Raw genomic sequence first — 25,361 nt, 5'->3', positions numbered from 1 at the left:
GAAGAGCCATGCGAGATGATATACTCTTGAATGACCGAGCGGCTGCTCTTGCTGACCAATTGGTCCCGATATTAGAGACGATTTATGATCCAGAGATTGAGCTGGATATTTACAATCTGGGCTTAGTTTATGAGATCCAAGTGGATGAAGCTGGTTTTTGTAAGGTTGTCATGACCTTTACAGATGCAGGGTGTTCTTGCGCTGATACCATGCCAGGAGAATTAGTTGCAGCCTTGAAAACCATTGAGGGAATTGAGGATGCCCAGGTCGAAATCGTTTGGTCACCGGCATGGAAGATGACCCGGATCAGCCGTCTGGGACGGATTACCTTGGGAATTAGTCCTAAATAATAAGAAAATGAGTTGCATTGGCAACTCATTTTTTAAATGTCTCATCGTATTGTCTGTCTAAATCTTCCATGGTTTCATAGATAGGTTTAGGAATCATGACGACTTGAGGGGTTAGATCTACCATACCATAGCTCGGGTCGATGCACTCTTCCCAAAATTCCATGTGTTTTTTATCAATATAGGATTCTGAATCTTCGACTTCAATCCCTCCTTCGGCTTGGACAGAGTACCAGTAGAGGTATTCGCGGCCGTCCAGTACTTCACGGAAGATGGTTTCGACATACATTTTCTCTCCTTCAAGAGTCAGAAGAGTGTCTTCCATGTGCTCGTTGAGAAAGGCCATCCATTCATCTACTTTGGCAGTTTTCCCTTCTTTGACTCGAAAGCGGGAGAGTTCGACGTTTAGTTTCATTTTTTCTCCTTTTGGAAAACCCTGCCGCGAGGACAGGGTCGTTGAGTTCCTTATTTTTTCCCTGAACGTTCGGGTCTCCAGAAGTCGGTAACGGCTCCTTTGGAGGCAGATGATACGGTGTGGGCATATTTTCCGAGAACACCACGAGAGTAGAGTGGTGGAATGACAGTGATTTTCTTGCGTTCTTCGATTTCTTGGTCAGAAACATGCATGGTGATTTCTTTGGTATCTTGGTCAACCGTTACCAAATCACCTGTACGGAGGTAGGCAATTGGACCACCATCCTGAGCCTCAGGTGCGATGTGTCCAACAACCAGTCCATAGGTACCACCAGAGAAACGACCGTCTGTTAGAAGGGCTACCTTGTCACCTTGGCCTTTTCCGACAATCATGGAAGAAAGGGATAGCATTTCAGGCATACCAGGACCGCCTTTTGGTCCAACATAGCGGACAACGACTACATCGCCATCTACGATTTCGTCAGTCAAGACTGCTTCTATCGCTTCTTCTTCAGAATCAAAGACCTTGGCTGGACCTGTATGGTTGCGGACTTTCACACCAGAAACCTTGGCAACGGCACCTTCAGGAGCAAGGTTACCTTTGAGGATGATGAGTGGGCCATCTGCACGTTTTGGATTTTCAAGTGGCATGATGACATCTTGCCCTGGAGTCAAGTCTGCAAAATTCTCTAGGTTTTCAGCAACGGTTTTACCTGTACATGTGATGCGGTCGCCATGAAGGAAGCCGTTTTTGAGCAAGTATTTCATAACCGCAGGGACACCGCCGACATTATAGAGGTCTTGGAAAACATATTTACCAGATGGTTTTAGGTCTGCCAAGTGAGGTACGCGCTCTTGGAAATCGTTGAAATCTTCCAATGTTAATTCAACATTAGCAGCATGGGCGATGGCTAGAAGATGGAGCGTAGCGTTGGTTGAGCCCCCCAGAGCCATTGTGACTGTAATAGCATCTTCAAAGGCTTCACGAGTCATAATGTCAGATGGTTTGATACCAAGTTCTAGCATGCGTACAACAGCACGACCAGCTTCTTCAATATCAGCCTTCTTCTCAGGAGATTCAGCAGGGTGAGAAGAAGAGCCAGGAATAGACATGCCCATTACCTCAATGGCAGTAGCCATGGTATTGGCAGTATACATTCCACCACAACCACCAGGTCCAGGACAGGCATTACACTCAATCTGACGAACTTCTTCAGCAGTTAAGTCGCCATTGTTCCATTTTCCGATTCCTTCGAAGACAGAAACCAAGTCAATATCTTTACCGTTGAGGTTACCTGGTGCGATGGTTCCACCGTAAGCAAATACGGCAGGAATGTCCATATTGGCGATAGCAATCATAGAACCAGGCATGTTTTTATCACAGCCGCCGATTGCGACAAAGGCATCTACGTTGTGTCCTCCCATAGCTGCCTCAATAGAGTCGGCTATGATGTCACGTGAAGTCAAGGAGAAGCGCATACCAGGAGTTCCCATAGCGATTCCGTCTGCAACGGTGATGGTACCATATTGAACAGGCCAGGCACCTGCATCTTTTACCCCTTCTTTGGCTAATTTTCCAAAGTCATGAAGGTGCATGTTACAAGGTGTATTTTCAGCCCATGTCGAAATAACCCCAACAATAGGCTTTTCAAAGCTATCGTCGGTCATTCCTGTTGCGCGAAGCATGGCACGGTTGGGCGATTTGACCATCGAATCGTAAACAGAGCTACGATGACGGAGTTTTTTTAGGGTATCTTTTTCGGTCATTTCTCTTCTCCTTATCTTTCTGGTGATTAGTTTCCTTATTATACCATAGTTCTGAGGGAATTGAAAAAGGATTTGGTAAATAATGGGAAATTTCTGAATTTTTTGAAAACAAAAGAAAACAGCTACCACATATTAGTGAGGAACTGTTTCACTTTATTGAAATTATACTGTTGGAGTAGCAGTTTTAGCCTGCTTGATGAAGAGGCTGAACACAGCCAGAATCAGGAAGCCAGCACCGACATACCAGTATGGTTGATCCAGGGTTGTAGACCGTCCGGACAGGTTGATGATACCACGGAGGAGAAAACCTGCGGTGATAACTGCTACGCCAGAATTCCAGAGATTGTAGGTCAGGCGAGAGAGGGTGCGATGGATGGTCATCAAGCCAAGGAGAAGCCCCCCACCAATCAAGGCTACACAAAACATGTAGTGCATATGGAAGGAAACCTCGCCGTAACTGAGACTTTCATAGACTCGGCTGAAGATGAAGAGGAAGGCCGTAAGTGCTAAATAAGTGATAAATGTGCGAATAGTGCGTTTGTTTTCTGTTTTAGTAACCGATGTAGACAATGTCGCTCACCGCCCTTTCTGAAATAGTGTTTCCGTTGGTTGTTGGATTGTTAATAACTTGACCGTTGAAGTAAAGAGTTGACGAACCACCGCCATCAAGGTTATAGGCTGTCGTTGCTCCGTATTGCTGCATAACTTCTGCTAGTTGATAGAGTGAGAGACCTTCGCTCTCAGAAGTTCGACCATCTGCCACGACAATGATGTAGTGGTTCTCATCGATGATTCCAATAGCAGTTCGAGGGTTCGATGACATGGCACGGCCGACCTCTGTCGATGTATCGACGACGATTACACCGTTTTCAACCAATGCAGGACCAAAGGCTAGCAGGTTGACAACGCCATTGTCAATCAATTCCTGGGCTGTGATTTCATTTTCATAGATGATTTCAAATGAGCCGTCTGCGTAAATAGCCAAGTCACCATAAGAGGCATTGTCACGGACGGTGTCACGATAAAGCACGCCGTTTTTAATGACATAACCAGTTGAGTTGGCGCCATAGTAGTCACCGTTGATGGCCAAGATTGCATTATTGGCAGCAGCTGTTTCAGATGTTTTTGCCGTTACGTTGGTGCCATAGGTATTTTGTGCCAAGGCAGTTTTCAAGTATTCAGCTGAGCTAATTTGAATATCTGCTACATATACTGTTGTATTGTTGGTTGTGATGGTTTCAAGTGTAATTTGAATATTGTCATCACTGTAAGAGGTATCGGTTGTTGATACATTGGTGGCAGTACTTGTAGCTATCGATTCTGTCGAAGAAGCTGTAGTTGTTGCTGAAGAGGTAGTTGAAGCAACGGTTGTGATTGCTTCAGAAATAACAAATGTCTTTAGCATGGAGTAGGTAAAACCAGCTGTGAGAAGTGTACCAAATAGTGAAGCGTAAATGAAGGGTTTTTTAAGCAATTTCATGGGAAAATGAGTTCCTTTCGCGAAAGATGAGTTTCTTTTGGACAAACCAAGAGATAAAGAAGAGGAGAATGCCAACTACAATTTTCACCAAGTAGAGGTTGATACCGAGTACTTGATGGAAGAGGTAAAGCAAGGCAGTGTCACAGAAGAAGAGGACAAGGACAAGGGCAAAGTAGCTGCTACCTGTTTTTGCCAGGCTATCCTGATTGTTGAAAACAAGTTTTTTGTTCAAAGAGTAATTGCAGATTGAACTAGTCACTCTGGCTAGGGCATTGGCTAAAAAGAGTCGAATGGCAGTCGGTGTTGCTGCAAGAAAGAGAAGAGCAAGAGCATAGACTGCATAATCGACTAAAAATCCACTAAAAGATGCCAGGGCAAATTTGAAGAGATTTTTGTAAATCATTAGCCCATCTCGAACCGGACGGAAATGAGAACGAGCATTGTCATCGATATAGATGGTATCGATAGGGACTTCTGTAATCTTGTATTTCTTACTTGCCTGAGTCAGCATGTTCATTTCGTATTCGTAACGATTACCTTCAACGGTCAACATAAATGGTAGCAAGTTGGAGTGGAAGGCACGTAAACCAGTTTGGGTATCGCTGACCTTTACGCCTGTCTGTATATGGAAGAGCACGCGGGTTAATTTGTTACCGAAGCGACTCCGAAGAGGAATGTCGTTGGTGAACTGACGGACCCCGAGGATGAGGCGGTTGGGGAGCTGGATGGCTGCGTGGGCAACACGATCGATGTCATGGACAGCGTGTTGACCATCTGCATCAGCTGTGACGATTACGGCATCTTTTTGCAGTCCTTGGATATAGTGAAAGGCTGTTCGAAGGGCTTGTCCCTTTCCTTGGTTTACCTTGTGATGGAGAACCGTTGCATAGGTCTTGGCTTCTTGTATAATCTGCGCCGCTTCTCCTGTACTACCATCATCTACGACAATGGCTTGACAGGAAAGACGATTTTGCATAAGTTCCAGTAGTTGTATCAGTTTTTGATCGGGTTGGTAGGCGGGAATAACAACATAATACATAATCATAACCTCTCTTGTTTTTGCTATGCTATCACTATACTGGAGTTTTCTGAAAGGAACCTAAAACCAGGCCAGCCAAGGGATTTGCTTAAGTTTAGCTTAAGAATTTGTTTAGGAGTTTTTAAGAAACCGAATAAATGTAGGAATTTTCTGAAAATTGTTTGACTTTATTTTACTTTGTGCTATTATAGAAGATAACTACAAATTACTAGTATTATCCAAAGTGAAATGTTATTATAGTAGAAACTAATTTATAGGAGGGGGATACCTTGTTGGAAGAGTTTCGATTAGACAAAGAATGCTCGGGTTCCTATCTAATTTTAGATACCCTGCGTCAACTGGGGGTTGATATGATTTTCGGTTACCCAGGTGGAGCTGTTTTACCTTTATACGATGAAATCTATCGTTTTGAGGGGATTCAGCATATTTTGGCCCGTCATGAGCAAGGGGCCGTTCATGCGGCAGAAGGCTATGCTAAGTCAACTGGTAAATTAGGTGTTGCCTTGGTGACATCAGGTCCAGGAGCGACCAATGCCATTACAGGGATTGCTGATGCTATGGGGGATAGCGTACCCTTGCTGGTTTTCACCGGCCAGGTTGCAACAAGGGGGATCGGTAAGGATGCCTTTCAGGAAGCAGATATTATTGGGATTACAACCCCTATTACAAAATACAACTACCAGATTCGTGATACGGCTGATATTCCGCGCGTGATTACAGAAGCCGTCCATATTGCTACAACTGGTCGTCCAGGCCCAGTCGTTATCGATGTTCCAAAAGACATCCAAGAGACTTTGGTTAGCAGCTACCATGATCCAAGTATTCACCTGCCAAGCTACCAACCAACGGTTGAGCCAAATGGCTTGCAGGTCAAAAAAATCCTCAAGCAATTGAGTCTTGCCAAACAACCGGTTATTCTTGCAGGCGGCGGGGTCAACTACGCCGATGCCAATCAAGAGCTGATAGCCTTTGCAGAGCGCTATCAGATTCCAGTTGTGTCAACCCTGCTAGGTCTAGGTGCTATGCCAATCGAGCATGAACTGTCTCTTGGAATGGGCGGGATGCACGGATCTTACGCCTCCAATATGGCTATGAACGATGCGGACTACATCATCAATATCGGTGCTCGTTTTGATGACCGATTGACAGGTAATCCTCTGACTTATGCACCAAATGCACTAGTTGCTCATATCGATATCGATCCAGCAGAGATTGGTAAGGTCAAAAAGACGGCTATTCCGGTCGTAGGAGATGCCAAGGCGACCTTACAGGCCTTGCTGAAACTAGATACGGTAGAAACAGATTATTCCGACTGGACTGCCAAAGTCTTGGACAACAAACGCAGAGCACCGTTTTGGTATGAGGAAGATGATAGGGTTATCAAACCGCAACAGGCTATTGAATTGATTGGTCAGTTGACCAAGGGAGATGCCATTGTGATCACAGACGTTGGCCAACACCAGATGTGGGCAGCTCAATTCTATCCTTACAAGCATGCCCGCCAATTGGTGACATCTGGCGGTATGGGAACCATGGGCTTTGGTATTCCAGCAGCTATTGGAGCAAAATTAGCCAACCCTGACCGTGAAGTCGTTCTTTTTGTCGGAGACGGTGGTTTCCAGATGACCAACCAGGAACTAGCTATTCTTAATGGTTATGGTGTGCCGATTAAGGTGGTTCTGATTAACAACCATTCGCTTGGCATGGTCCGTCAGTGGCAGGAATCCTTCTATGATAAACGTCGCAGTCAGTCCGTCTTTGATGCCGAGCCTAATTTCCAACTATTAGCGGAAGCCTACGGTATTGCCCATTATAGTTTTGACAATCCAGCCACCCTTTCTGAAGATATGAAAGTCATTTTGGAAGACAAGCCCATGTTAATTGAAGTGCATATTTCCAAAACAGAGCACGTTCAACCAATGGTACCGGCTGGCAAGAGCAATGCAGAGATGTTGGGGGTGAAGTTCAATGCGTAGAATGTTAACAGCTAAATTACGAAATTCCTCCGGAGTGCTCAATCGCTTTACAGGTGTCCTATCTCGTCGGCAAATCAACATTGAATCTATCTCCGTCGGTCCGACAGAAGTGGATGGCATCTCACGTGTGACGGTGATTGTAGACGTGGCCAGTCACGATGAGGTCGAACAAATCATCAAACAGCTGAACCGCTTGATTGATGTGGTCCGTGTCCGTGATTTGACGGACATTCCCCATTTGGAACGAGAAGTAATTCTGGTTAAAATTGTCGCTCCACCAGCCAAGCGAGCAGAAATTTTGGCGATTATCCAACCCTTCCGTGCAAGCGTTGTCGATGTAGCCCCTCATTCCATTACCATTCAAATGACAGGTGACGGAGATAAGATTGACGCCCTCTTGCGTGTGATTCAGCCATATGGAATCAAGAACATTGCGAGGACGGGTGCGACTGGTTTCAGTCGAGATTAGTCTTAAACCTTTATAGAATAATAAAAAAATAGAAAAGAGAATCTTATGACAGTAACAATGCAATATGAAAAAGATGTAACAGTAGCAGCACTTGACGGTAAGCGTATCGCCGTTATCGGTTATGGTTCACAAGGCCATTCCCATGCCCAAAACTTGCGTGATACAGGACACGATGTTATCATCGGTGTGCGTGCAGGTAAATCATTTGACAAGGCAAAAGAAGACGGTTTTGAAACCTTTGAAGTGGCAGAAGCAGCAAAACAAGCCGATGTTATCATGATTTTGGCTCCAGATGAAATCCAGGCTGACCTTTACAATGAAGAAATTGCTCCAAACTTGGAAGCAGGAAATGCCCTTGGTTTTGCCCATGGTTTCAACGTTCACTTTGAATTTATCAAGGTACCAGCAGATGTGGATGTCTTCATGTGTGCACCAAAAGGTCCAGGTCACTTGGTGCGCCGTACCTTTGAAGAAGGATTTGGTGTACCAGCCCTTTACGCAGTGTACCAAGATGCAACTGGCAATGCCAAGCATATCGCTATGGACTGGGCAAAAGGCGTTGGTTCGGCTCGTGTAGGTCTTTTGGAAACAACTTTCAAGGAAGAAACAGAAGAAGACTTGTTTGGCGAGCAAGCAGTTCTCTGCGGTGGTTTGACAGCCCTTATGCAGGCAGGTTTTGAAGTCTTGACAGAAGCTGGTTATGCACCAGAATTGGCTTACTTCGAAGTTCTTCATGAAATGAAACTCATCGTTGACCTTGTCTACGAAGGTGGCTTCAAGAAAATGCGCCAATCTATCTCAAACACTGCTGAATTTGGTGACTATGTATCAGGCCCACGTGTAATCACAGACCAAGTCAAAGAAAACATGAAGGCAGTCCTTGCAGATATCCAGTCTGGTAAATTTGCTAATGACTTTGTTAACGACTATAAAGCAGGCCGTCCACGTATGGAAGCCTACCGCAAAGAAGCAGAAGGACTTGAAATCGAAAAAGTCGGAGCAGAACTCCGCAAAGCAATGCCATTCGTCAGCCGCAACGACGACGATTCTTTCAAGATTTATAATTAATATAGTCCGGGGGACTATTTTAACCCGAGCTTGACAACAAGAGAGCGAGGTAGTTTAGGTGGACTGTTTTAGGCCTTGCCCAGAAATACAAAAGCAATGTATAGCCTAGGGATCGGCTATTCTAGTCCTCGCCCAGAAATTGAAAAGCGAGGTAGGCCTTCGGATAGGCTATGAGACACTTGCTATCGCAAGTTTCATCTCCAACCTCTGACAGTTCCCCAAACTGTCAGAGCCCTCGCCTAGAAACAAGAAAGCGAGGTCAGTCCGGTGGAGTGAAAGGGAGTGGGAAAGAACTCGACTGGTCTAAAAAGAGTTCGTCTTCCCACCCCCGCACAGTTGCTTAGGTCAGATTTGGAGTGGGAATCACGAACAAAGCTGCCAATCAACCACTGCGCTGAGATGTTGACACGAACTCTAAGAAGTTGCACGGGGCTAATTGCCCAGACTCTTTCAGTTAGTCGCCTAGAAATGCGAGGGCAACCAAAGGATTTGAGCTTACAATGGAAAAGTGAGACTCGTTAAGAGAGAAAACTTAAGTGAGTTACTAGGTCTATCTAGTACAAATCTTGATAACAAATAAAGGTTGAAAAGAGTTGGATTTCCAACTCTTTTCAACCACTCTATGATAAAAATGCAATGAAATAGTCGGAAGTGCGCATAATTTCTATAAATTTCTTTGCATATTTGCTATAATGAACCAGAAGAGGAGAAAACCATTGACCTTACAAGCAAAACATGTTCAACAAGCACATGAAACCTTGCAAAATGTAGTTGTTCGTACATCATTGGATTATGATCGTTACCTATCTGAAAAGTATGGTGCCCAAATTTATATTAAGCGGGAAAATGAGCAACCTGTTCGTTCCTTTAAGATTCGCGGAGCTTACTATGCCATTTCCGAATTGAGTCAGGAGCAAAAAGCTCAGGGTGTTGTATGTGCTTCGGCTGGAAATCATGCACAAGGTGTGGCTTATACCTGTAAAGAAATGGGGATTCCAGCAACTATCTTTATGCCAGTGACTACTCCCCAGCAAAAGATTGGGCAAGTCCGATTCTTTGGTGGAGTTCAGGTGGATATTAAGTTGGTAGGTGATACCTTTGATGAATCTGCTAAGGCAGCACAAGCTTATACTCAAGAAACTGGGAAGATCTTTATCGATCCCTTTGATGATCAAAATGTACAAGCTGGGCAAGGAACGGTTGCAGTTGAAATGTTGGAGCAAGCGAGGGAGATGGCTATTTCCTTTGATACCATTTTAGTACCTGTTGGTGGAGGTGGTCTGATTGCAGGTGTCTCTGCATATATCAAAGATCAGGCTCCGGACACCAAAATAATAGGAGTAGAAGCTAGCGGTGCTCGTTCGATGAAGGCGGCCTTTGACAAAGGAAGACCGATTAAACTGGAAACCATTGACAAGTTTGCGGATGGGATTGCTGTTCAAAAAGTTGGTAAAACAACTTATGAAGTGGCACGTAAGCATGTTGATCAACTCGTCGGAGTTGATGAAGGCTGGATTTCAGAAACCATTATTGATCTATATTCCAAGCAAGGGATTGTTGCAGAGCCAGCTGGTGCCGCAACGATTGCAGCCCTTGATGTTGTCAAAGATCAAATCAAAGGCAAGGTTGTTTGTTGTATAATTTCAGGAGGGAATAATGACATCAACCGGATGCCGGAAATGGAAGAGCGAGCATTAATTTATGAAGGGATCAAGCATTACTTTGTGGTTAACTTTCCGCAACGACCTGGGGCATTGCGCGAGTTTGTAAACCACATCTTGGGACCAAATGATGATATTACTCGTTTTGAGTACATCAAGCGGGCTAATAAGGGGACAGGTCCCGTTCTGATTGGTATTGCACTGGGGAATAAACATGACTTTTCAGCCTTTATCCAACGCTTAGAAGAGTTTGATCCTCAATACATCAATCTCCATGAAAATGATTCCCTTTATAAAATGTTAGTCTAAGATTCCTATTTTCTTCATGCAGGATTGACTGCAAGGTTTGTAATGGAAAGGAGGCTGATTGCTCCAAATTATCGCTCACTACAGAGGTTCTTAAGGCAGATGTTCAGCCTGTATTTCCTTGTAAAACTTGGAAAAAACGAACATTTTTCTTGACAAGTCCTAGTCTTTTATATTATACTAAACTGCACGAATAAAATGGAAGGGGGGTCATTTATGACAAGTTACGAAAAAGTAGCCGCTGTTGTCGGCTGGGTCCGTGATAAGAAAATCACAGGTTACCGTATCTCTAAGGAAACCAATGCACGCGAAATGTCAGTTATTGCTCTTGCACAAGGTCGTGCAAAAATCGACAACATCTCATTTGCAACTGCTTTGGGTTTGATTGATTTTTACGATAAAAACCATAAAAAATTTGAAGGCTAATCTGATATAGCCATATAAAAATAGACAGTTTGCTTTGCAGACTGTCTATTTTTATATGAGAAAAAGGATGGGGAAAGCCCATCCTTTTTTGCTTGTCTAACCGAGGAATCGTTGCAAGAAGACCTTGGTCCGTTCTTCCTGGGGATTTTCAAAGATTTGCTGTGGGCTACCTTCTTCAGCGATGACTCCCTTGTCCATAAAGATGACACGGTTTGAAACATCGCGGGCAAATTCCATTTCATGCGTAACGATGATCATAGTCAAGCCAGATTTTGCAAGATCCTGCATGGTTTTGAGTACCTCTCCGACCATTTCCGGGTCAAGGGCTGAGGTTGGCTCGTCAAAGAGAATGACTTCTGGATTAACAGATAAGGCACGGGCAATAGCGACCCGTTGTTTTTGTCCACCAGAGAGTTGATTCGGTTTGGCTTGCCAGTACTGCTCGGTCATGCCGACCTTGTTGAGGTTTTCTTTGGCGATTTTTTCAGCTTCTGCACGATCGCGTTTTAATACAGTAGTTTGTGCCACGATGGCATTTTCCAAAACATTGAGGTTGTTAAACAGGTTAAAGGATTGGAAAACCATACCTAGTTTTTCACGGTAAGTAGTCAAATCATAGCCTTTTGCCAATACATCTTGGCCGTGATAGAGGATTTGTCCTTCAGTTGGTGTTTCCAAAAGGTTGATTGAACGAAGGAAAGTTGATTTTCCAGAACCAGAGGATCCGATAATGGAAATGACTTCTCCTTTCTCAACGCTCACGGAGATGTCTTTGAGGACATGGTTTTGTCCATAAGATTTCTTTAGGTTTTTAATTTCAAGTATGATGTTGTTAGTCATGAGGTACCTCGATTTGCATTTGGTTGGCACCGGTTGTATAGGTGTCTGTGTCAAAGCGTTTTTCAACTGCACGCAAGATGCGGGTCACAGTGAAGGTCAAGATAAAGTAAATGATGGCAATGACGGTAAAGGTTTGGAAGTACTGGTAGGTTTGCGTCGCCACAGTGTTTCCTGAGAAGTATAATTCTACGACGGAGATAACATTCAATACAGATGTATCCTTGATGTTGATGACAAACTCGTTACCAGTTGCTGGAAGGATGTTACGAATAACCTGTGGCAAGACAATCTTGCGCATGGTTTGGTTGTGGGTAAATCCAAGGGCCGTTGCGGCTTCAAATTGTCCCTTATCAACGGCAAAGATACCACCGCGAACAATCTCACTCATGTAAGCACCCGTGTTGATGGATACAATGAAGATAGCAGCTAGTGTACGGTCAAGGTTGAGGCCAAAAGCTTGGGCAGTACCATAGTAAATAACCATGGATTGTACAATCATCGGCGTACCACGGAAAATTTCGATGTAGATATTGATAATCCAACCGAGCACTTTTTGACCGATTGCCAGAGCCTTATTAGCTGCCTTTGGCGCTGTACGGAAGACACCGATGAGGAGACCAATAGCTGTACCGATGACGGTACCCAAGATGGAAATGAGCAAGGTCATACCTGTTCCACGAAGCAATTGCTGCCAGTTGTTGACAACAATGTTCCAAACTTGGGCAAAGAAACTTGGTGCTTCCCCTTCGCTTGCCTCTTCTACAGGCTGGTTTTCAATCATATTGTCCATAAGAGCGATTTGCTCTTCTTCAGAAATGCCTGCAAGAACTTGGTTGACCTGGTTGATACGGCTGTCGTCCTTGCGCATACCAACTGCGATCGTCACATCTTCTGCATTGGTTGTAAATCCGTCAGTCAATTCAACCATTTTGAAGGCAGAGTTGGCTGCTTCAGCGGTGCGGGCTTCTGGTCGTTCAGAAACATAGGCATCAATAATACCTGATTCTAAGGCTTGACGAATCTGAGAAAAGTCTCCCATGGCTGTCTGCTTGTTGGCACCTTGGATTTGGTCAATCAAGTCGTAGAGGTAAACTCCTTGCTGGGCAGTAATTTTTGCGCCAGTAAAATCAGCTAGACTGCTTGCATCGGCGTATTCACTGTCCGAACGAACCACAAGGGTTGGAATCGAAGTGTAGTAGCTATCTGAGAAGGCTATCTCTTTTTTTCGTTCCTCAGTTGGGCTCATACCAGCGATAATCATATCTATTTTGCCAGAAGTAAGAGCAGGGACAAGTCCTTCCCATTTTGTTTTAACGACCAAAAGTTCCTTGTCTAGTGATGCTGCAATTTTTTTTGCAATCTGCACATCGTAGCCGTTGGCATATTGGTTGGTTCCTTCGATTGGAACAGCGCCATTACTGTCATCCTCTTGGGTCCAGTTAAAGGGAGCGTAAGCTGCTTCCATCCCAACTCGTAGGTAGTCATCTGCTTGAACCCCTGTGCTAATTGAAAAAACACTGATTAGGGTCAGCAGAAAAATCATCCATTTAGTTTTCATAATGTCTCCTTACTGAAAGTATTTCTCTATTTTACAAAAAATTCTGACAAATTTCAATCCTATTGTTTTTTTATTCACTCTCAGGTCGAATATGGTATAATATGAAAAAAAGAATGGGGTTTGACATCTTGATTGAAATAATAAAAGCGATTTTCTTTGGTATTGTAGAAGGGATTACAGAATGGCTACCCATCTCTTCGACTGGCCATTTGATTTTAGTGCAAGAATTTGTCCAGTTTTCAAAGGTCAGTGATGATTTCACTTCGATGTTTAATGTTGTGATTCAGTTGGGAGCTATTTTGGCTGTGATGGTTCTGTATTTTGATAAATTGAATCCTTTCCAGGCTGGTAAATCAGCTAAGGAGATTCGTTTGACTTGGCAGCTTTGGGCGAAGGTTATCATCGCAGCGATGCCAGCAGCGGTTTTGGGTTTTCTCTTTGATGATTGGTTGGACTTGCATCTCTACAACTTTGTAGTTGTTGCCTTGATGTTGATTGCTTACGGTGTGGCTTTCGTCTATGTTGAAAAATGGAATCAATCGCGTGAGTCGCAGGTTACTTCCTTGGCACGTCTACCTTATAAAACGGCTCTCTATATTGGATTGTTCCAAGTTCTTGCCTTGATTCCAGGAACCAGCCGTTCTGGAGCTACAATTTTAGGGGGAATTTTACTAGGGACAAGCCGTCAGGTTGCAACAGAATTTACCTTCTTTTTGGGAATCCCGATTATGTTTGGTGCCAGCTTGTTGAAGGTGGTCAAGTTGTTGGCGAAAGGGATTTCTGTGACGGGGGATCAATGGTTCTTGTTGCTCGTTTCTATGGTGACAGCATTTGGGGTTTCTCTTTTAGCCATCCGCTTTTTGACGGATTATGTCAAACGCCATGACTTCACGATTTTTGGGAAGTACCGTATCGGATTGGGGACGCTCTTACTCCTCTATTATCTCTTTACATTGATCTTTTAAAAGGCAGACAAGTCTGCTTTTTTTTTGTAAAATACGCTTCTTTCTTGTATAATGAAGGAAGTAACCCTGTATGAGTGTAGCCCTAGGCTTATTTTTTTCGAGCAAGGGCAATGAAAGTAAGAGGTATGTGATGAAAGTCAAGCAAATAAGTGATTCGACCTTAAAAATCACCATTTTATTAGACGATTTAGAAGAAAGAGGGATGGAGATCGCTGATTTTCTGATTCCTCAAGAAAAAACAGAAGACTTTTTCTACACTGTCTTGGATGAATTGGATCTGCCAAATCATTTCAAGGAAAGTGGGATGCTTAGTTTTCGAGTAACGCCAAAACCTGATCGTGTGGATATTTTTGTCACCAAGTCAGAAATTGACCAGCAGTTAGATTTTGAAGACCTGGCAGATTTGTCCAACTTGGATGATGTGTCCAAGCTTTCTCCAGAACAGTTATTTAAGACTTTTGAAGATTCCTTGCGTAGTAAGAGTGCAGCGGACAGTGCAGCAGTGAATTTTTTGGAAGAAGTGGATAGCTTGGATGCTGAAGAAGAGGAAGAGGATCGTCGCTACATCTATTACATCCTTGAATTTGATGATTTCCAACAACTGCATCAATTTAGTCAAACAGTTGATTTTGATATCGAGGAGTCTGAGCTCTACAAAATGGATGGTCGCTACTACATGACAGTTTTGATTCATGTGGAGCATAAGGTTAGAAACTACCCAGAGTATGTCTTGGCGCGAATGCTGGAACATAGTAAGGATTCCAACTTGACCCGTGCTGTCCTTCAAGAGCATGGGTATCTCTTGTTGCCTCAGGCGGCCTTGGCCACTGTGAGAAAGGTCTGAGATGATGGTTCCATTCGCTCTTAAGTACATTTTAGTACTGATTGGAACGCTGGTAGGCTCCTTAATTTTGACGCCTTTGGTACGTTTGCTATCTTTTAAAATCGGGGCGGTCGATCAGCCGAATGCCAGACGAATAAATAAGGTTCCCATGCCTTCGGCAGGTGGTTTAGCAGTCTTTTTATCCTTTGCGATTGCTTGCTATTTCTTCTTGCCTAAGATTGTTTTTCCGCTGCCTCATTTAGGAGATTTTAGGGATTATATCATCCCTCTTCTATTGGCGGGTGGACTGGTAGTGGTGGTTGGCTTAATCGACGATATCTTCGAGCTGGCTCCTTTACCAAAACTACTTGGTATCATTGTGGCAGCATCGTCCATTTGGTTCTATACAGATTTTCATTTTGATCAATTCAAGATTCCCTTTGGAGGACCAGTCCTTCATTTTGAACCATGGCTCTCCTTCTGTTTGACAGTTTTGTGGATTATAGCTATTACCAATGCCGTTAACCTGCTTGATGGCTTGGATGGCTTGGTATCAGGGGTGTCGATTATTTCTCTATCCACCATGGGAATTGTATCATATTTCTTTCTGTATGATAGCAATATCTTTTTGACCGTCACCGTTTTTGTTTTGGTAGCGGCTATTGCAGGATTTTTGCCCTATAATTACAATCCTGCAGTAATCTATCTGGGAGATACGGGGGCCTTGTTCATTGGATTTATGATCGGTGTTCTATCTCTTCAAGGGTTGAAAAATTCGACGGCAGTTGCAGTCGTGACCCCTATGATTATTTTAGGTGTTCCTATTACGGATACGGTTGTAGCCATTATCCGGCGTAAATTATCTGGTCAAAAAATCTACGAAGCTGATCGGATGCACTTGCACCATCGACTTTTATCACTTGGTCTTAGTCACCGAGGGACTGTTTTGGTGATTTATGCTATTTCCTTTGTTTTTGCCCTAATCTCGCTCCTGCTCAATGTTTCAAGCAGGTTAGGTGGTACCCTGCTGATGATTGCTCTTTTGTTGGGTGTGTTGATTTTATGCGAATTGATTGGGATTTTTGGAGAAAATCGGACACTGCTCTTGAATTTCCTACGATTATTGGGAAATAAAGATTACCGACAGGAACGCATAGCGGATTGTAAGGAAAAGCGTTGCCTTCGTAAGCATCGAGCCAAGGAAAGAAAATAAGAATCTTTCTAAACAAGATAAGAGCCGTCAGGCTCTTTTTTTGGTATAACAGATTTAAGGATTTTAGATATACTCAGATGTGATTAAATCAACGTTTTTCCGTTATTGGAATCGTGGTTTACAGGTCAAATCTCTATCTAAATGTATCTAAAATCAAAAACAGTCGGGGAATTTGTCGGGGAATTTCTCGGCTATTTTATTGCCCGCATAAAGCTGTCAGACACACTCTCAGCTACTTCGTCAGAGATGTGGGTGTATTTTTGGGTCATATAGGTAGTTGAATGACCAAGAGCCGCTGCCATGTGCTCGATAGGAACGCCCGCAGCCTGGCCTTGTGTTGAGAAGAAGTGTCTCATGACATGAGGGGAGAAGTGAATGCCACAAAATTTACTAACCTTCTTAAAAAGGTGATAAATGTATTCCACTCTTATTGGTGCACCTCTTAAATAGTTTCTTGCATTTTTGTAGTCAATCAAAAACAGGTAATCTTCTGGTCCTAATATGCGACCATATTTCTTTGCGATTTTATGTGAAGTCTGAATCGCTTTGTCGAGGTAGCGAGATGTCTCTGGATCAAATAAGCAATACCTTCCAGACTCTTCTGTTTTCATGGCTCCGCCCGGTCTCAGTCTTGTTCTAGACTCTTTGAGTTCTAATAAATATCTTCCGTCGATTCGCTTCGTCAATAACCCGAGCTGGATTCCTGCATCTTCACTTCGACGAAGACCATAATAGGTTACTCTCACAATCGTATACTCATAATCATCCAGTATTTCTTTAGCTGCTTTATCCCATGCCTTAAATTCTGCAAGCGACCGTCTTTTGACCCGAGGCTTCCTTGCACTTTGACCAATGTCGATTTTATCTATTGGGTTATCATTGATAATCTTGTTATTTCTAGCGTGGTTCATCATAGCATTGAATACTCCGTGAGTCTGGACTACAGAATGTCTTGCCATTCCAGCCAATTTATCGTTTATGTACGCTTCGTAATCAAGCCTTTTAATATCATCAAGCTTTGTGTTCCCGAACCTTGCTTGGAAATGATTTGTATAAATGCTCCTTTTGTTGTATTCTGTATCAGGAGCCCATTTCCCTGTCTTGAGTCTATTCTCACAGTATACTTCCCAATACTGATCGCAAGTAAGATTTTTGTTAACATCAAACTCATTTTCAGCAATTTGTCGCTCGATTTCGGCAAGTGCTGCACGAGCTTCAGCAATTGTCTTGAGACCGCTTTTGTTGGCTTCTTTTTTCTTGCCGTTGAGGGTGAAGCCGCGGCGGATGTGGTATCTTTTTCCTTTGGCAGTGTCATACCAAAAGATATTTGGGTAGTTTGTTTTATTGTATTTCATTTTAATTTCCTTTCAGTTTTGTTACCCTCTGGACAAGGAATTTTACTGCTAGGATATTGGCATCACCTCCTTTGATATGATATAATAGAGTACGCAAAAGGTCCGGCTGAACAGCTGGTCTTTGCTTATTGGATTACCCTGCACTTCGGCTTTGGTCGGTTGGAAGTGTGGGGATTTTTTTATTTTTTAGATATATCTGCTTATGACGGCTATAATTTCTTTTGAGTAATTTGAGACTTCGAGAGGTGATTTGATTTCAAACGTTCCCGTATCTCTAATCTCAATTGTTGATTTGCTAGAGTTGGAACGGTATCGCAGTACCCATTTTTTGATATTGTTATCAATCAGGACATTAAAATAGCTTTTGTTATCTCTGTAGAACACCCTCTCTGGGTCAATCGTATCTTTGGCCAGAACTTTTACGACAGTATACACTTCCAGCTCCTCTGGAGTAGTGATTACTTCATCAACTTCGCGAATTTCTTCTACAGGTTCTGTTGGAGTATTGTCGACAGCAGGAGTTTTTGTCTCGATGTTTGTATTGAGTGCAGCACTCAATTTTTCGTTTACTCTCTCAGTTATAAATTGGTTGAAACCTTTTTTGATTATTGGTTTAAAAGTAGCCAATACATTTTGAGTAATACGGCCCTCATAAATTTCGGACGAGAGATATTTTACGAAATTATCAGATGGCTCATTGATATTTTCATTCAAAAAACCTTTGAGAATATTGAGATACTTAAGTTCTGAGGCTGAAGAGACGATGTTATCAATGTCAAAGTTTGCTTTGTGAAATTTGATGATCTCAGAGAATTGGTTATCTTTGATATTTGTAATGTCGATTGTTAAAAACGGAGTTGAGTCCATCTTGTTAGGCTCATCAAGGTCGGTATAAAATTTATACTCTTTCCCGTTAGTCAAGATCCCAAATTTTGATGCTGTTGTGCCGAAGTATCGAAATAGCTGAGAGTCGTGCTTTGTTAGATTCTCAGTGATAGATTTGCATTCAACTAAAATCTGTGGAAGTCCATCTATAATGATTGCATAGTCAACTTTTTCGCCCTTTTTAATACCAACATCAGCAGTAAATTCGGGCATAAATTCGAGTGGATTGAAGATATCGTATCCAAGTGATTGGAAGAATGGCATAATAAAAGCATTCTTTGTTTGCTCTTCATTTGTGATATTTGCCTCTAAATCAATTACACGTTTACCCAATTGTTTTAGGTCGCTCTTGATTTTATCAAGTTCCATGCGTCAACTCCTTATCTAATACTTCAGCTTTTTACGTGGGTCAGTTTTGCACACAGTAGCTAACAATTTTCAATTAATCCGAGATATTCCTCTCTGACCATGATTTCTTCGGTTGTAGTAGTCAAGTTATAAAATTCCATAAATTTTAGATAATTAAACTCACGAGCATCTTCCAATTGACTAATTGCATCCGCAACTAAATGATGGATCATATTTCTATCTGCCTCATTTTCGCAACGAATCCTAGCGTTTCGATATTCTGAGATGGAATGTTCTTTGTGACCAAGTTCGTGCAATAACACTTTGATGCGCTCTATTTTTGATAGTTTGTCAGAAACAAATGCCACATTAGTCACCGGATCGTAGAACCCAAGTTCGTCTGGTAGAAGGTTTCCGTCAAATTCTCGGACAATAATTCCGAACTTTTGAATAATATCTGTTTCTGTCAATATTATATCCTCAATCACCAGCCTCTCGTAGGTATCCTTCTATGATCGACTGGATGATTTTTTTCTTTTCGTCTGTTAGTTCGCGACCGCCAAACATCATGACGTTGCTTGCCATATCTTCTACGTTAAATGCCTTATTATTGGTTTGGATTGAATATTCTTCATTTTCTGTCCACCCCATGAGATAGGCAGGAGTAGTTCTAAGGATGCGTGCTAAGTCTTCCACAACTTTTAGATCTACTTTTTCAATGTCACCATTTTCATATCGATACAAAGTGGACAGAGAAACATCCAATTTATTCGCAACATCTTCGGCTCGCAATCCAGCTTCTATCCGTCTTTGTTTTATTCTTTCGCCAACAGTAGCCATCGATTTTTTCCTAACCTTCCTATGTTTATACTTAATTATACATTCTTGGTCGCAAAAATGCAACAAAATATATCGCAAAAATGCAAAAAAAGTATTGACTTTTGTTTTTTGCGGTTGTATAATCAAATTACAAATTCGCAAAAATGCGAAAACGAAAGGAGGTAGACAATGGTCAATATCAACAAATTAAAAGGTGCCATCGTGGAAAAAGACACCACGCAGGAAGCTTTAGCGGCAGAGATGGGGATTGACAGAAGCACTTTTTATCGAAAGATTAAGGCAGGTGGCAATTTTACAATCGGAGAAGCAAAGCAAATTGTGGATTTGCTAGGTTTGACAACAGATGAGGCTGTCTCAATTTTTTTTGCTAATTGATTCGCAAAAATGCGAAAATATCAAAACTACCAAACCCAAACTAGAAAGGAGAAGGGGATGGAAGAACTAAGCAAACGGTCTGAAAGTCTAATTGTCGAATATGCCAGTTATGCCATCGAGCGATCTGAAACCTATGCCGATGCAATCGTGTATGTCAACAAGATGGCAAGTCTGACTATCCATGGGCAGGCAATCAAAAAAGCTATTCAAGACGAGATTACAAAGCGTGCCTTGAATAGCAAAATTAGATTATAGTTGCTCTAATTTAATAACTGAAGAACTAGAGTAGATGGTTTCTGGGTGTTCAATATCAAAAAAGAACAGCCCGTGAGCCAACATTTCAGTAAGACTTGGAACAAGTCCATCATGATGATGTGACCAAAGTGTGAAAACTTTACTTTGTGATGTTCCGTGATCAGTCTTTACAATGGTTTGAAAAGCCATTTCTTCATGGAAAATAGCAGTTGAACCATCAGCAAATGTCACTTTAATTTGTGGCATAACGCATCTCCTTTCTGTATTGATATATCAATTATAGCACAGGATGGAGACAAAAAAAGCCCTTGACGAAGTCAGGAGCTTACCAAAATATTCATTTAAATTATAACACAGGAGGCCTATTATGGACAAGATATTTGTTGACTTGTCCGACTGGATCAAGGAACAAGTTACCAAAGCAATTGACCTGCTGGTCGATATGCGAATCAAACAGTATGAATCTCGTTTGATTGGACGAGAGGAACTATCGGCATTACTAAACGTATCACCGAACACATTCGACAACCACTATCGCTACATGGAAGGATTCCCACGGGAATTGCCGGCCTGCAAGTGGTCACTGCCAGCAGTGCATCGCTGGATTGATAATCAAAATTAAAACCTCTGGACAAGGAATTAAATTATGGAAACAGTATTAACAATCGGCTTTGTAGCCATGAGCATTGTAGCAGCGATTGCTATTGGCTATGGTTTTTACTTAACTAAAAAACTCAACTCATTCAGATATAGCCAAAAAGATGCATATAATTTTTTGAAAGTACAACGTAGAAAGGCAGGATTGCAATGAAAGAAACAGTTGAAATTAGTGTTGAAGAATACATTAATTTGAGAAACACGGTCAACGCGCTTCAATGCGAGAATCGTTTTTTGAAAAATGTCGTCGATTCTATCAAGGTCGTGATGCAGAACAGCGGGATGATCAAATAGAAAGGAAACCAGATGGAAGTAAAGAAAGAATCTAAGACAACTTATCATCATGTACGTTGCAGCAAGGAAGCCTACGACCAAATCGTAGAGCTTGCCAACGAATGTGATTTGACTATCGCAACAGTATCAACATCGTTACTACTGTATGCTTTGAATCATGCTGAAGTCATCAGCACAGAAAAAGTCGTCAAAGAAAGTCGATTAATTATTGGAGGAAATTATGACAGTGACAATCAATAGGCTTGAAATCGAAAATGTCAAGCGTATCAAGGCGGTTAAAATCGAGCCGTCCGCAACAGGTCTGACTATTGTGGGTGGCAATAACAATCAAGGTAAGACAAGCGTTCTGGATGCTATTGCTTGGGCTCTGGGCGGGAATAAGTACAAGCCTAGCCAGGCTCAGCGTGAGGGCTCACAGGTACCACCAACGCTCAAAATCGTGATGTCTAACGGCTTGATTGTGGAACGTAAGGGCAAGAATGCCAGTCTAAAGGTCATTGACCCTAATGGCCAAAAAGGCGGTCAGCAGTTGTTGGATAGCTTTGTGGAAGAGCTTGCTATCAACTTGCCTAAGTTTATGGATAGCACGCCGAAAGAGAAGGCTGAAACGCTTTTGCAGATTATCGGCGTTGGCAACCAACTGGCTGAGCTGGAACTCAAGGAGAAGGAGCTCTACAACAATCGTCATGCAATCGGTGTGATAGCTGACCAGAAGGAGAAGTTTGCTAAAGAGCAGGAATTCTATCCAGAAGCTCCTAAAGAATTGATCAGTATCGCAGACCTCATCCAGCAACAGCAAGCAATCTTAGCCAAGAATGGCGAGAATGCCAGAAAGCGTCAAAATGTGGATACAATCCAGCTGCAGTACGACAATGCAGAGGATAGAGTATCGCGGTTGCAGGAAGAGCTGGCCAAAGCGATTGATGAACGCGATCAGTACAAGAAAGATTTAGCAATCGCTCAAAAAGATGCGATGGAGCTACACGATGAATCGACTGCTGAAATCGAAGCGAATATCCAGCAGATTGATGATATTAACCGTAAAGTGCGTGCCAATTTGGATAAAGAGAAAGCCGAGGAAGATGCCAAGGCTATCCGTGAGCAGTACAATGCCTTATCGGTTGAAATCGAAGATGTCCGCAAGCAGAAGCGTGACCTGCTGACCAATGCTGACTTGCCGTTGGAAGGTCTGTCAGTCGATGACGGCGAATTACTCTATCTTGGTCAGCGTTGGGATAACATGAGTGGTAGCCAGCAACTGCAAGTAGCCACTGCCATTGTTCGCAAGCTCAAACCAGAGTGTGGCTTTGTGCTCATCGACAAGCTGGAGCAAATGGACCAGGTCACGCTGAAGGAGTTTGGCGAATGGTTGAAGCGTGAGGGATTGCAGGCTATTGCGACACGGGTATCTACTGGGGACGAGTGCTCGATAATAATCACCGATGGATATTCTGAAGAAAATCCAAATCATGAATCTCATAAAAATACAACTGTCAAGCCTTCTTGGGAAGGTGGATTTTAGAATAATGGCAAAAAAATATAAAGTACAACAATATTTTGATACTTATCCAGACGGTCATTGGTTATTTGACACAGAAGATGAGGCTATATCTTTTTATGAGAAGAAACAGCGATCACTACGTGGCAGATATAAAGTAGATATCCAATACGTAGGGGAAGTAGAAACGGAGGAAAGCTAATGCAAATTACAAAAGGTAAACGAGCGCGGGCCCAACGTGTGGTCATCTATGGTCCAGAGGGGATTGGCAAGTCTAGTCTAGCGGCTCAATTTCCCAATCCGCTCTTTATTGACACCGAAGGGTCCACAGATAATATGGATGTGGCACGGGCTGACAAGCCAACTAGCTGGACCATGCTCATGAATCACATCGCATTTGTCAAAGCTAATCCGACAATCTGTCAGACCTTGGTCATTGACACGATTGACTGGGCAGAAGCCTTGGCATTGCAATACATCTGCGCTCAGCACGGCAAGAGCGGTATCGAAGACTTTGGTTGGGGCAGTGGCTACACCTATCTCATTGAAGAAATTGGACGACTATTGGACAGACTGCAGGAGCTTGTGGAGCTTGGTATCAACGTGGTGCTAACTGCTCATGCCCAGGTAAAGAAATTTACCAAGCCCGACGAATTAGGTGGATATGACCGCTACGAGCTCAAGTTGAGCAACAAAAAGACGGAAACCAACGTATCTGCCAAGGTCAAGGAATGGGCTGATATGGTCTTGTTTCTCAACTACAAAACATTCATCGTAACTGATGACAAGACCAAGAAGCAGAAGGCGCAGGGTGGTCAGCGTGTCATGCAGACTACGCATTCACCAAGCTGGGACGCCAAGAATCGTCACAACTTGCCAGAAGAACTGCCTATGGACTTTGCTGGGATTGCGCACATCTTTTCGACACAAGCGCAGCCACAATCCATACCAGTGCAGGAACAACCCGCACATGAACCCTCACATGTAGAGAAACCGACACAAATGTCGGGAGCAGACCAAACAGTACAATCAGCACCGACATCGGACATCAGTCCGCTAATTCCACAAAGTCTACGTGATTTGATGATTGGTAGTAATGTCACGCAAGATGAGGTTTTACAGGCTACATACGTCAATGGTATCTACCCGCTTGGCACACAAGTAGAAGCGATTGATGCAGGCTACTGGGAATACATGGTGACTGTCTGGGATAAGGTGCTGAATGTTATCAACACAAAAGTACGGACTAATCCAGAAATGCCCTTTACAGTCGAAGGTAATTAGATTCAGACCGTTTTGGGTCTTAGAAATGATAGCGAGGTTAAAGCTAAATGGATAAAACAATTAAGTTGGACTTGTCTGCTCTCGGTGAGGGTGGATTGCAGGAAAAGGTTGATAGGGAATTGGAGAAAGTCTTCGACAATATCCTTGATCCAAATACTGATAGCAAGGTTGCTCGTAAGCTAGTCATCACGCTAACCATGAAGGCTGATGATAGTCGAGAAGTGGTCAGCACAAGCATGGATGTTAAATCCACGCTTGCACCACAAACAGGTGTTGCTACTACAGTGCTTGTCGGCAAGAAAGACGGCAAGACTTATGCGAACGAGCTTAAGAGTAACATGCCTGGTCAAATGTATTTTGATGACAAGGCACAGCTTCGCACAGATATTGGACAACCAGTAGAAGAAATCGAAAAAGGGATCAATGAAGATGTAATTGATTTTAACAAAAAGAAAGTAGGTAACTAAGATGACAGAAAACATTAAAGATGCGTTGGAATATGCAGTAAAGCTGGCAAACAAAGAAGAAAAAATTATTGCTGCAGACAATGGCAAACTCTACTATGACGGAAATGTACACTCTTTGAGAGAGCTGGATACTAGACCAATTCCGCCTCGACTTTATCTTAATACCTTAGATAGTCTAGTAGATTATCTGAAGACTGATTTGGATCAGCTAGGAAACAAGCGCGTATTGGTTATTGTTGAAAGTCCAAAAGAAGTAATTGTTTACGAAGAGCTGGATAAAGATGCAAATCGTGCGAGATTGGTCGAAGTTAAATCAATGACACCAGACATCCATTTTGGACGATATGAAGAAGCATCTGACTTTAACATCATGCTGCAGTCTCGATTTGTAGACGCAGAAGACCGTGGCACAGTCCTTGAATTTGCTAGTGCCTTGAAGATTGACAATGGTACAGAAATTGTTGATAACGGTGTGAGCCAAACTGCAACTATCAAGACGGGTGTAGCAAGCCTTGGTCAAGCCAAAGCACCAAACCCTGTTACTTTGCGACCATATCGGACATTTGCAGAGGTGGAACAACCTGCTAGCCAGTTTATCTATCGCATCGACAAAGCAGGCTACATGGCCTTGTTTGAAGCTGATGGTGGCAAATGGAAACTGGATGCAATTAATAACATTGCTACTTACTTAAAATCTAAACTTGGCGAACAAGCCAACATCACAATCTTAGCTTAATTAAAGGAGAATATC

At 42.8% G+C, this 25,361-nt stretch carries 31 protein-coding genes; 19 read left to right on the top strand and 12 right to left on the bottom strand.

All coding sequences use genetic code 11. The features are described 5' to 3' along the window. Positions 1–8: 8 nt before the first annotated feature. Entirely contained in the window at positions 9–350 is a 342-nt protein-coding gene (locus JNG37_RS08485; protein ID WP_158457287.1) for a metal-sulfur cluster assembly factor, read from the top strand. A gap of 25 nt (positions 351–375) precedes the next feature. Here the strand turns inward: JNG37_RS08485 and JNG37_RS08480 are convergent, their stop codons facing one another. From JNG37_RS08480 to JNG37_RS08460, 5 genes are all read right to left on the bottom strand, one after another. Beyond that, positions 376–762, bottom strand: a complete 387-nt coding sequence (locus JNG37_RS08480) for a DUF6176 family protein (RefSeq protein WP_158457289.1) — start codon at positions 760–762, stop codon at positions 376–378. A 50-nt stretch (positions 763–812) separates the two neighbouring features. Next, on the bottom strand, positions 813–2,528 hold the full coding sequence (gene ilvD / locus JNG37_RS08475; RefSeq protein ID WP_158457291.1) for a dihydroxy-acid dehydratase: 1,716 nt from the start codon (positions 2,526–2,528) through the stop codon (positions 813–815). A gap of 162 nt (positions 2,529–2,690) precedes the next feature. Then, positions 2,691–3,098, bottom strand: coding sequence for a hypothetical protein (locus JNG37_RS08470; protein ID WP_158457293.1), 408 nt, complete (start codon positions 3,096–3,098; stop codon positions 2,691–2,693). Further along, entirely contained in the window at positions 3,079–4,008 is a 930-nt protein-coding gene (locus tag JNG37_RS08465; RefSeq protein WP_158457295.1) for a phosphodiester glycosidase family protein, read from the bottom strand. The genes JNG37_RS08470 and JNG37_RS08465 overlap by 20 nt, the downstream gene beginning before the upstream one ends. After that, complete coding sequence (locus tag JNG37_RS08460) at positions 3,995–5,053, bottom strand: bifunctional glycosyltransferase family 2/GtrA family protein (protein WP_238336304.1); 1,059 nt, start codon at positions 5,051–5,053, stop codon at positions 3,995–3,997. Before JNG37_RS08460 ends, JNG37_RS08465 begins: the two co-directional genes overlap by 14 nt. A gap of 266 nt (positions 5,054–5,319) precedes the next feature. On the opposite strand from JNG37_RS08460, the gene JNG37_RS08455 reads away from it, so the two are divergent. From JNG37_RS08455 to JNG37_RS08435, 5 genes are all read left to right on the top strand, one after another. Continuing rightward, positions 5,320–7,023: an acetolactate synthase large subunit gene (locus tag JNG37_RS08455; protein ID WP_158457422.1), complete on the top strand. Its 1,704-nt coding sequence runs from the start codon at positions 5,320–5,322 to the stop codon at positions 7,021–7,023. After that, positions 7,016–7,492 (top strand): acetolactate synthase small subunit, encoded by a 477-nt coding sequence (gene ilvN / locus JNG37_RS08450; RefSeq protein WP_158457297.1) that lies wholly within the window; start codon positions 7,016–7,018, stop codon positions 7,490–7,492. The genes JNG37_RS08455 and ilvN overlap by 8 nt, the downstream gene beginning before the upstream one ends. Before the next feature lie 45 nt (positions 7,493–7,537). Continuing rightward, positions 7,538–8,560: a ketol-acid reductoisomerase gene (ilvC, locus tag JNG37_RS08445; protein ID WP_158457299.1), complete on the top strand. Its 1,023-nt coding sequence runs from the start codon at positions 7,538–7,540 to the stop codon at positions 8,558–8,560. A 716-nt stretch (positions 8,561–9,276) separates the two neighbouring features. After that, positions 9,277–10,530 carry a threonine ammonia-lyase IlvA gene (gene ilvA, locus JNG37_RS08440; RefSeq protein ID WP_449276440.1) on the top strand — a complete coding sequence of 418 codons (1,254 nt, stop codon included), beginning with the start codon at positions 9,277–9,279 and terminating at the stop codon, positions 10,528–10,530. 213 nt (positions 10,531–10,743) lie between these two features. Next, on the top strand, positions 10,744–10,953 hold the full coding sequence (locus JNG37_RS08435; protein ID WP_158457303.1) for a capsule biosynthesis transcriptional regulator: 210 nt from the start codon (positions 10,744–10,746) through the stop codon (positions 10,951–10,953). 96 nt (positions 10,954–11,049) lie between these two features. Here the strand turns inward: JNG37_RS08435 and JNG37_RS08430 are convergent, their stop codons facing one another. Together JNG37_RS08430 and JNG37_RS08425 are read right to left on the bottom strand one after the other, a co-directional pair. Beyond that, positions 11,050–11,793, bottom strand: a complete 744-nt coding sequence (locus JNG37_RS08430; protein ID WP_158457305.1) for an amino acid ABC transporter ATP-binding protein — start codon at positions 11,791–11,793, stop codon at positions 11,050–11,052. Next, positions 11,786–13,336: an ABC transporter substrate-binding protein/permease gene (locus JNG37_RS08425; protein WP_238336307.1), complete on the bottom strand. Its 1,551-nt coding sequence runs from the start codon at positions 13,334–13,336 to the stop codon at positions 11,786–11,788. The genes JNG37_RS08430 and JNG37_RS08425 overlap by 8 nt, the downstream gene beginning before the upstream one ends. A gap of 116 nt (positions 13,337–13,452) precedes the next feature. On the opposite strand from JNG37_RS08425, the gene JNG37_RS08420 reads away from it, so the two are divergent. The 3 genes from JNG37_RS08420 to JNG37_RS08410 all read left to right on the top strand — a co-directional run bounded on the left by JNG37_RS08420 (position 13,453) and on the right by JNG37_RS08410 (position 16,352). Then, the gene (locus tag JNG37_RS08420; protein WP_238336303.1) at positions 13,453–14,316 is read left to right on the top strand and encodes an undecaprenyl-diphosphate phosphatase; all 864 of its coding nucleotides are present in this window, start codon (positions 13,453–13,455) and stop codon (positions 14,314–14,316) included. A 130-nt stretch (positions 14,317–14,446) separates the two neighbouring features. After that, on the top strand, positions 14,447–15,160 hold the full coding sequence (gene mecA / locus JNG37_RS08415; RefSeq protein WP_158457309.1) for an adaptor protein MecA: 714 nt from the start codon (positions 14,447–14,449) through the stop codon (positions 15,158–15,160). Positions 15,161–15,164: 4 nt separating this feature from the next. Continuing rightward, entirely contained in the window at positions 15,165–16,352 is a 1,188-nt protein-coding gene (locus tag JNG37_RS08410) for a glycosyltransferase family 4 protein (RefSeq protein WP_158457426.1), read from the top strand. Positions 16,353–16,543: 191 nt separating this feature from the next. Here the strand turns inward: JNG37_RS08410 and JNG37_RS08405 are convergent, their stop codons facing one another. The 4 genes from JNG37_RS08405 to JNG37_RS08390 form a co-directional block, all read right to left on the bottom strand. Beyond that, positions 16,544–17,707, bottom strand: a complete 1,164-nt coding sequence (locus JNG37_RS08405; protein WP_158457311.1) for a tyrosine-type recombinase/integrase — start codon at positions 17,705–17,707, stop codon at positions 16,544–16,546. Positions 17,708–17,893: 186 nt separating this feature from the next. After that, positions 17,894–18,961 carry a type I restriction endonuclease gene (locus JNG37_RS08400; RefSeq protein WP_158457313.1) on the bottom strand — a complete coding sequence of 356 codons (1,068 nt, stop codon included), beginning with the start codon at positions 18,959–18,961 and terminating at the stop codon, positions 17,894–17,896. Between the two features lie 59 nt (positions 18,962–19,020). After that, positions 19,021–19,410, bottom strand: coding sequence for an ImmA/IrrE family metallo-endopeptidase (locus JNG37_RS08395; RefSeq protein ID WP_158457314.1), 390 nt, complete (start codon positions 19,408–19,410; stop codon positions 19,021–19,023). 10 nt (positions 19,411–19,420) lie between these two features. After that, positions 19,421–19,780, bottom strand: a complete 360-nt coding sequence (locus tag JNG37_RS08390) for a helix-turn-helix domain-containing protein (RefSeq protein ID WP_158457316.1) — start codon at positions 19,778–19,780, stop codon at positions 19,421–19,423. Positions 19,781–19,948: 168 nt separating this feature from the next. Between JNG37_RS08390 and JNG37_RS08385 the strand changes: the two genes are divergently transcribed. Continuing rightward, positions 19,949–20,155, top strand: coding sequence for a helix-turn-helix transcriptional regulator (locus tag JNG37_RS08385; protein WP_158457318.1), 207 nt, complete (start codon positions 19,949–19,951; stop codon positions 20,153–20,155). A gap of 57 nt (positions 20,156–20,212) precedes the next feature. After that, positions 20,213–20,410: a hypothetical protein gene (locus tag JNG37_RS08380; protein ID WP_158457320.1), complete on the top strand. Its 198-nt coding sequence runs from the start codon at positions 20,213–20,215 to the stop codon at positions 20,408–20,410. On the opposite strand, the gene JNG37_RS08375 is transcribed toward JNG37_RS08380, so the two are convergent. After that, complete coding sequence (locus tag JNG37_RS08375; RefSeq protein WP_114866894.1) at positions 20,405–20,656, bottom strand: hypothetical protein; 252 nt, start codon at positions 20,654–20,656, stop codon at positions 20,405–20,407. The two genes, JNG37_RS08380 and JNG37_RS08375, sit on opposite strands and share 6 nt — an antisense overlap. Before the next feature lie 121 nt (positions 20,657–20,777). Here JNG37_RS08375 and JNG37_RS08370 point away from each other — a divergent pair, with 121 nt between their 5' ends. The 8 genes from JNG37_RS08370 (at position 20,778) to JNG37_RS08335 (ending at position 25,346) form a co-directional block, all read left to right on the top strand. Next, positions 20,778–21,032, top strand: a complete 255-nt coding sequence (locus JNG37_RS08370) for a hypothetical protein (RefSeq protein WP_158457322.1) — start codon at positions 20,778–20,780, stop codon at positions 21,030–21,032. A gap of 24 nt (positions 21,033–21,056) precedes the next feature. Continuing rightward, positions 21,057–21,221 (top strand): hypothetical protein, encoded by a 165-nt coding sequence (locus JNG37_RS08365; protein WP_187321640.1) that lies wholly within the window; start codon positions 21,057–21,059, stop codon positions 21,219–21,221. 152 nt (positions 21,222–21,373) lie between these two features. Then, positions 21,374–21,601 carry a hypothetical protein gene (locus JNG37_RS08360; RefSeq protein ID WP_158457324.1) on the top strand — a complete coding sequence of 76 codons (228 nt, stop codon included), beginning with the start codon at positions 21,374–21,376 and terminating at the stop codon, positions 21,599–21,601. Then, entirely contained in the window at positions 21,582–22,883 is a 1,302-nt protein-coding gene (locus JNG37_RS08355) for an AAA family ATPase (protein WP_158457326.1), read from the top strand. The genes JNG37_RS08360 and JNG37_RS08355 overlap by 20 nt, the downstream gene beginning before the upstream one ends. A gap of 4 nt (positions 22,884–22,887) precedes the next feature. Next, a complete protein-coding gene (locus JNG37_RS08350) occupies positions 22,888–23,061 on the top strand; it encodes a hypothetical protein (RefSeq protein ID WP_187321641.1) in 174 nt (57 codons plus the stop codon). After that, positions 23,061–24,143, top strand: a complete 1,083-nt coding sequence (locus JNG37_RS08345) for an ATP-binding protein (protein WP_158457328.1) — start codon at positions 23,061–23,063, stop codon at positions 24,141–24,143. Before JNG37_RS08350 ends, JNG37_RS08345 begins: the two co-directional genes overlap by 1 nt. Before the next feature lie 47 nt (positions 24,144–24,190). Further along, positions 24,191–24,610, top strand: coding sequence for a hypothetical protein (locus JNG37_RS08340; protein ID WP_158457330.1), 420 nt, complete (start codon positions 24,191–24,193; stop codon positions 24,608–24,610). A 1-nt stretch (position 24,611) separates the two neighbouring features. Beyond that, the gene (locus JNG37_RS08335; protein ID WP_158457332.1) at positions 24,612–25,346 is read left to right on the top strand and encodes a hypothetical protein; all 735 of its coding nucleotides are present in this window, start codon (positions 24,612–24,614) and stop codon (positions 25,344–25,346) included. The last annotated feature ends 15 nt before the right edge of the window (positions 25,347–25,361 follow it).

Source organism: Streptococcus suis (assembly GCF_016775005.1).
GTDB lineage: Bacteria > Bacillota > Bacilli > Lactobacillales > Streptococcaceae > Streptococcus > Streptococcus suivaginalis.
The sequence above is the reverse complement of the archived record's forward strand: the minus strand, read 5'-3'. Positions and strand labels throughout refer to the sequence as shown.

Coding starts and splice junctions, on each gene's coding strand:
- JNG37_RS08435 (WP_158457303.1), top strand. CDS start 10,744: ATGACAAGTTACGAAAAAGTAGCCGCTGTTGTCGGCTGGGTCCGTGAT.
- JNG37_RS08355 (WP_158457326.1), top strand. CDS start 21,582: ATGACAGTGACAATCAATAGGCTTGAAATCGAAAATGTCAAGCGTATC.
- JNG37_RS08350 (WP_187321641.1), top strand. CDS start 22,888: ATGGCAAAAAAATATAAAGTACAACAATATTTTGATACTTATCCAGAC.
- JNG37_RS08340 (WP_158457330.1), top strand. CDS start 24,191: ATGGATAAAACAATTAAGTTGGACTTGTCTGCTCTCGGTGAGGGTGGA.
- JNG37_RS08465 (WP_158457295.1), bottom strand. CDS start 4,008: ATGAAATTGCTTAAAAAACCCTTCATTTACGCTTCACTATTTGGTACA.
- JNG37_RS08370 (WP_158457322.1), top strand. CDS start 20,778: ATGGACAAGATATTTGTTGACTTGTCCGACTGGATCAAGGAACAAGTT.
- JNG37_RS08385 (WP_158457318.1), top strand. CDS start 19,949: ATGGTCAATATCAACAAATTAAAAGGTGCCATCGTGGAAAAAGACACC.
- JNG37_RS08400 (WP_158457313.1), bottom strand. CDS start 18,961: ATGGAACTTGATAAAATCAAGAGCGACCTAAAACAATTGGGTAAACGT.
- JNG37_RS08430 (WP_158457305.1), bottom strand. CDS start 11,793: ATGACTAACAACATCATACTTGAAATTAAAAACCTAAAGAAATCTTAT.
- JNG37_RS08425 (WP_238336307.1), bottom strand. CDS start 13,336: ATGATTTTTCTGCTGACCCTAATCAGTGTTTTTTCAATTAGCACAGGG.
- JNG37_RS08365 (WP_187321640.1), top strand. CDS start 21,057: ATGGAAACAGTATTAACAATCGGCTTTGTAGCCATGAGCATTGTAGCA.
- ilvD (WP_158457291.1), bottom strand. CDS start 2,528: ATGACCGAAAAAGATACCCTAAAAAAACTCCGTCATCGTAGCTCTGTT.
- JNG37_RS08335 (WP_158457332.1), top strand. CDS start 24,612: ATGACAGAAAACATTAAAGATGCGTTGGAATATGCAGTAAAGCTGGCA.
- JNG37_RS08375 (WP_114866894.1), bottom strand. CDS start 20,656: ATGCCACAAATTAAAGTGACATTTGCTGATGGTTCAACTGCTATTTTC.
- JNG37_RS08410 (WP_158457426.1), top strand. CDS start 15,165: ATGGTTCCATTCGCTCTTAAGTACATTTTAGTACTGATTGGAACGCTG.
- ilvC (WP_158457299.1), top strand. CDS start 7,538: ATGACAGTAACAATGCAATATGAAAAAGATGTAACAGTAGCAGCACTT.
- JNG37_RS08420 (WP_238336303.1), top strand. CDS start 13,453: ATGAAAAAAAGAATGGGGTTTGACATCTTGATTGAAATAATAAAAGCG.
- JNG37_RS08390 (WP_158457316.1), bottom strand. CDS start 19,780: ATGGCTACTGTTGGCGAAAGAATAAAACAAAGACGGATAGAAGCTGGA.
- JNG37_RS08485 (WP_158457287.1), top strand. CDS start 9: ATGCGAGATGATATACTCTTGAATGACCGAGCGGCTGCTCTTGCTGAC.
- JNG37_RS08405 (WP_158457311.1), bottom strand. CDS start 17,707: ATGAAATACAATAAAACAAACTACCCAAATATCTTTTGGTATGACACT.
- JNG37_RS08380 (WP_158457320.1), top strand. CDS start 20,213: ATGGAAGAACTAAGCAAACGGTCTGAAAGTCTAATTGTCGAATATGCC.
- JNG37_RS08360 (WP_158457324.1), top strand. CDS start 21,374: ATGGAAGTAAAGAAAGAATCTAAGACAACTTATCATCATGTACGTTGC.
- JNG37_RS08480 (WP_158457289.1), bottom strand. CDS start 762: ATGAAACTAAACGTCGAACTCTCCCGCTTTCGAGTCAAAGAAGGGAAA.
- JNG37_RS08345 (WP_158457328.1), top strand. CDS start 23,061: ATGCAAATTACAAAAGGTAAACGAGCGCGGGCCCAACGTGTGGTCATC.
- JNG37_RS08460 (WP_238336304.1), bottom strand. CDS start 5,053: ATGATTATGTATTATGTTGTTATTCCCGCCTACCAACCCGATCAAAAA.
- ilvN (WP_158457297.1), top strand. CDS start 7,016: ATGCGTAGAATGTTAACAGCTAAATTACGAAATTCCTCCGGAGTGCTC.
- mecA (WP_158457309.1), top strand. CDS start 14,447: ATGAAAGTCAAGCAAATAAGTGATTCGACCTTAAAAATCACCATTTTA.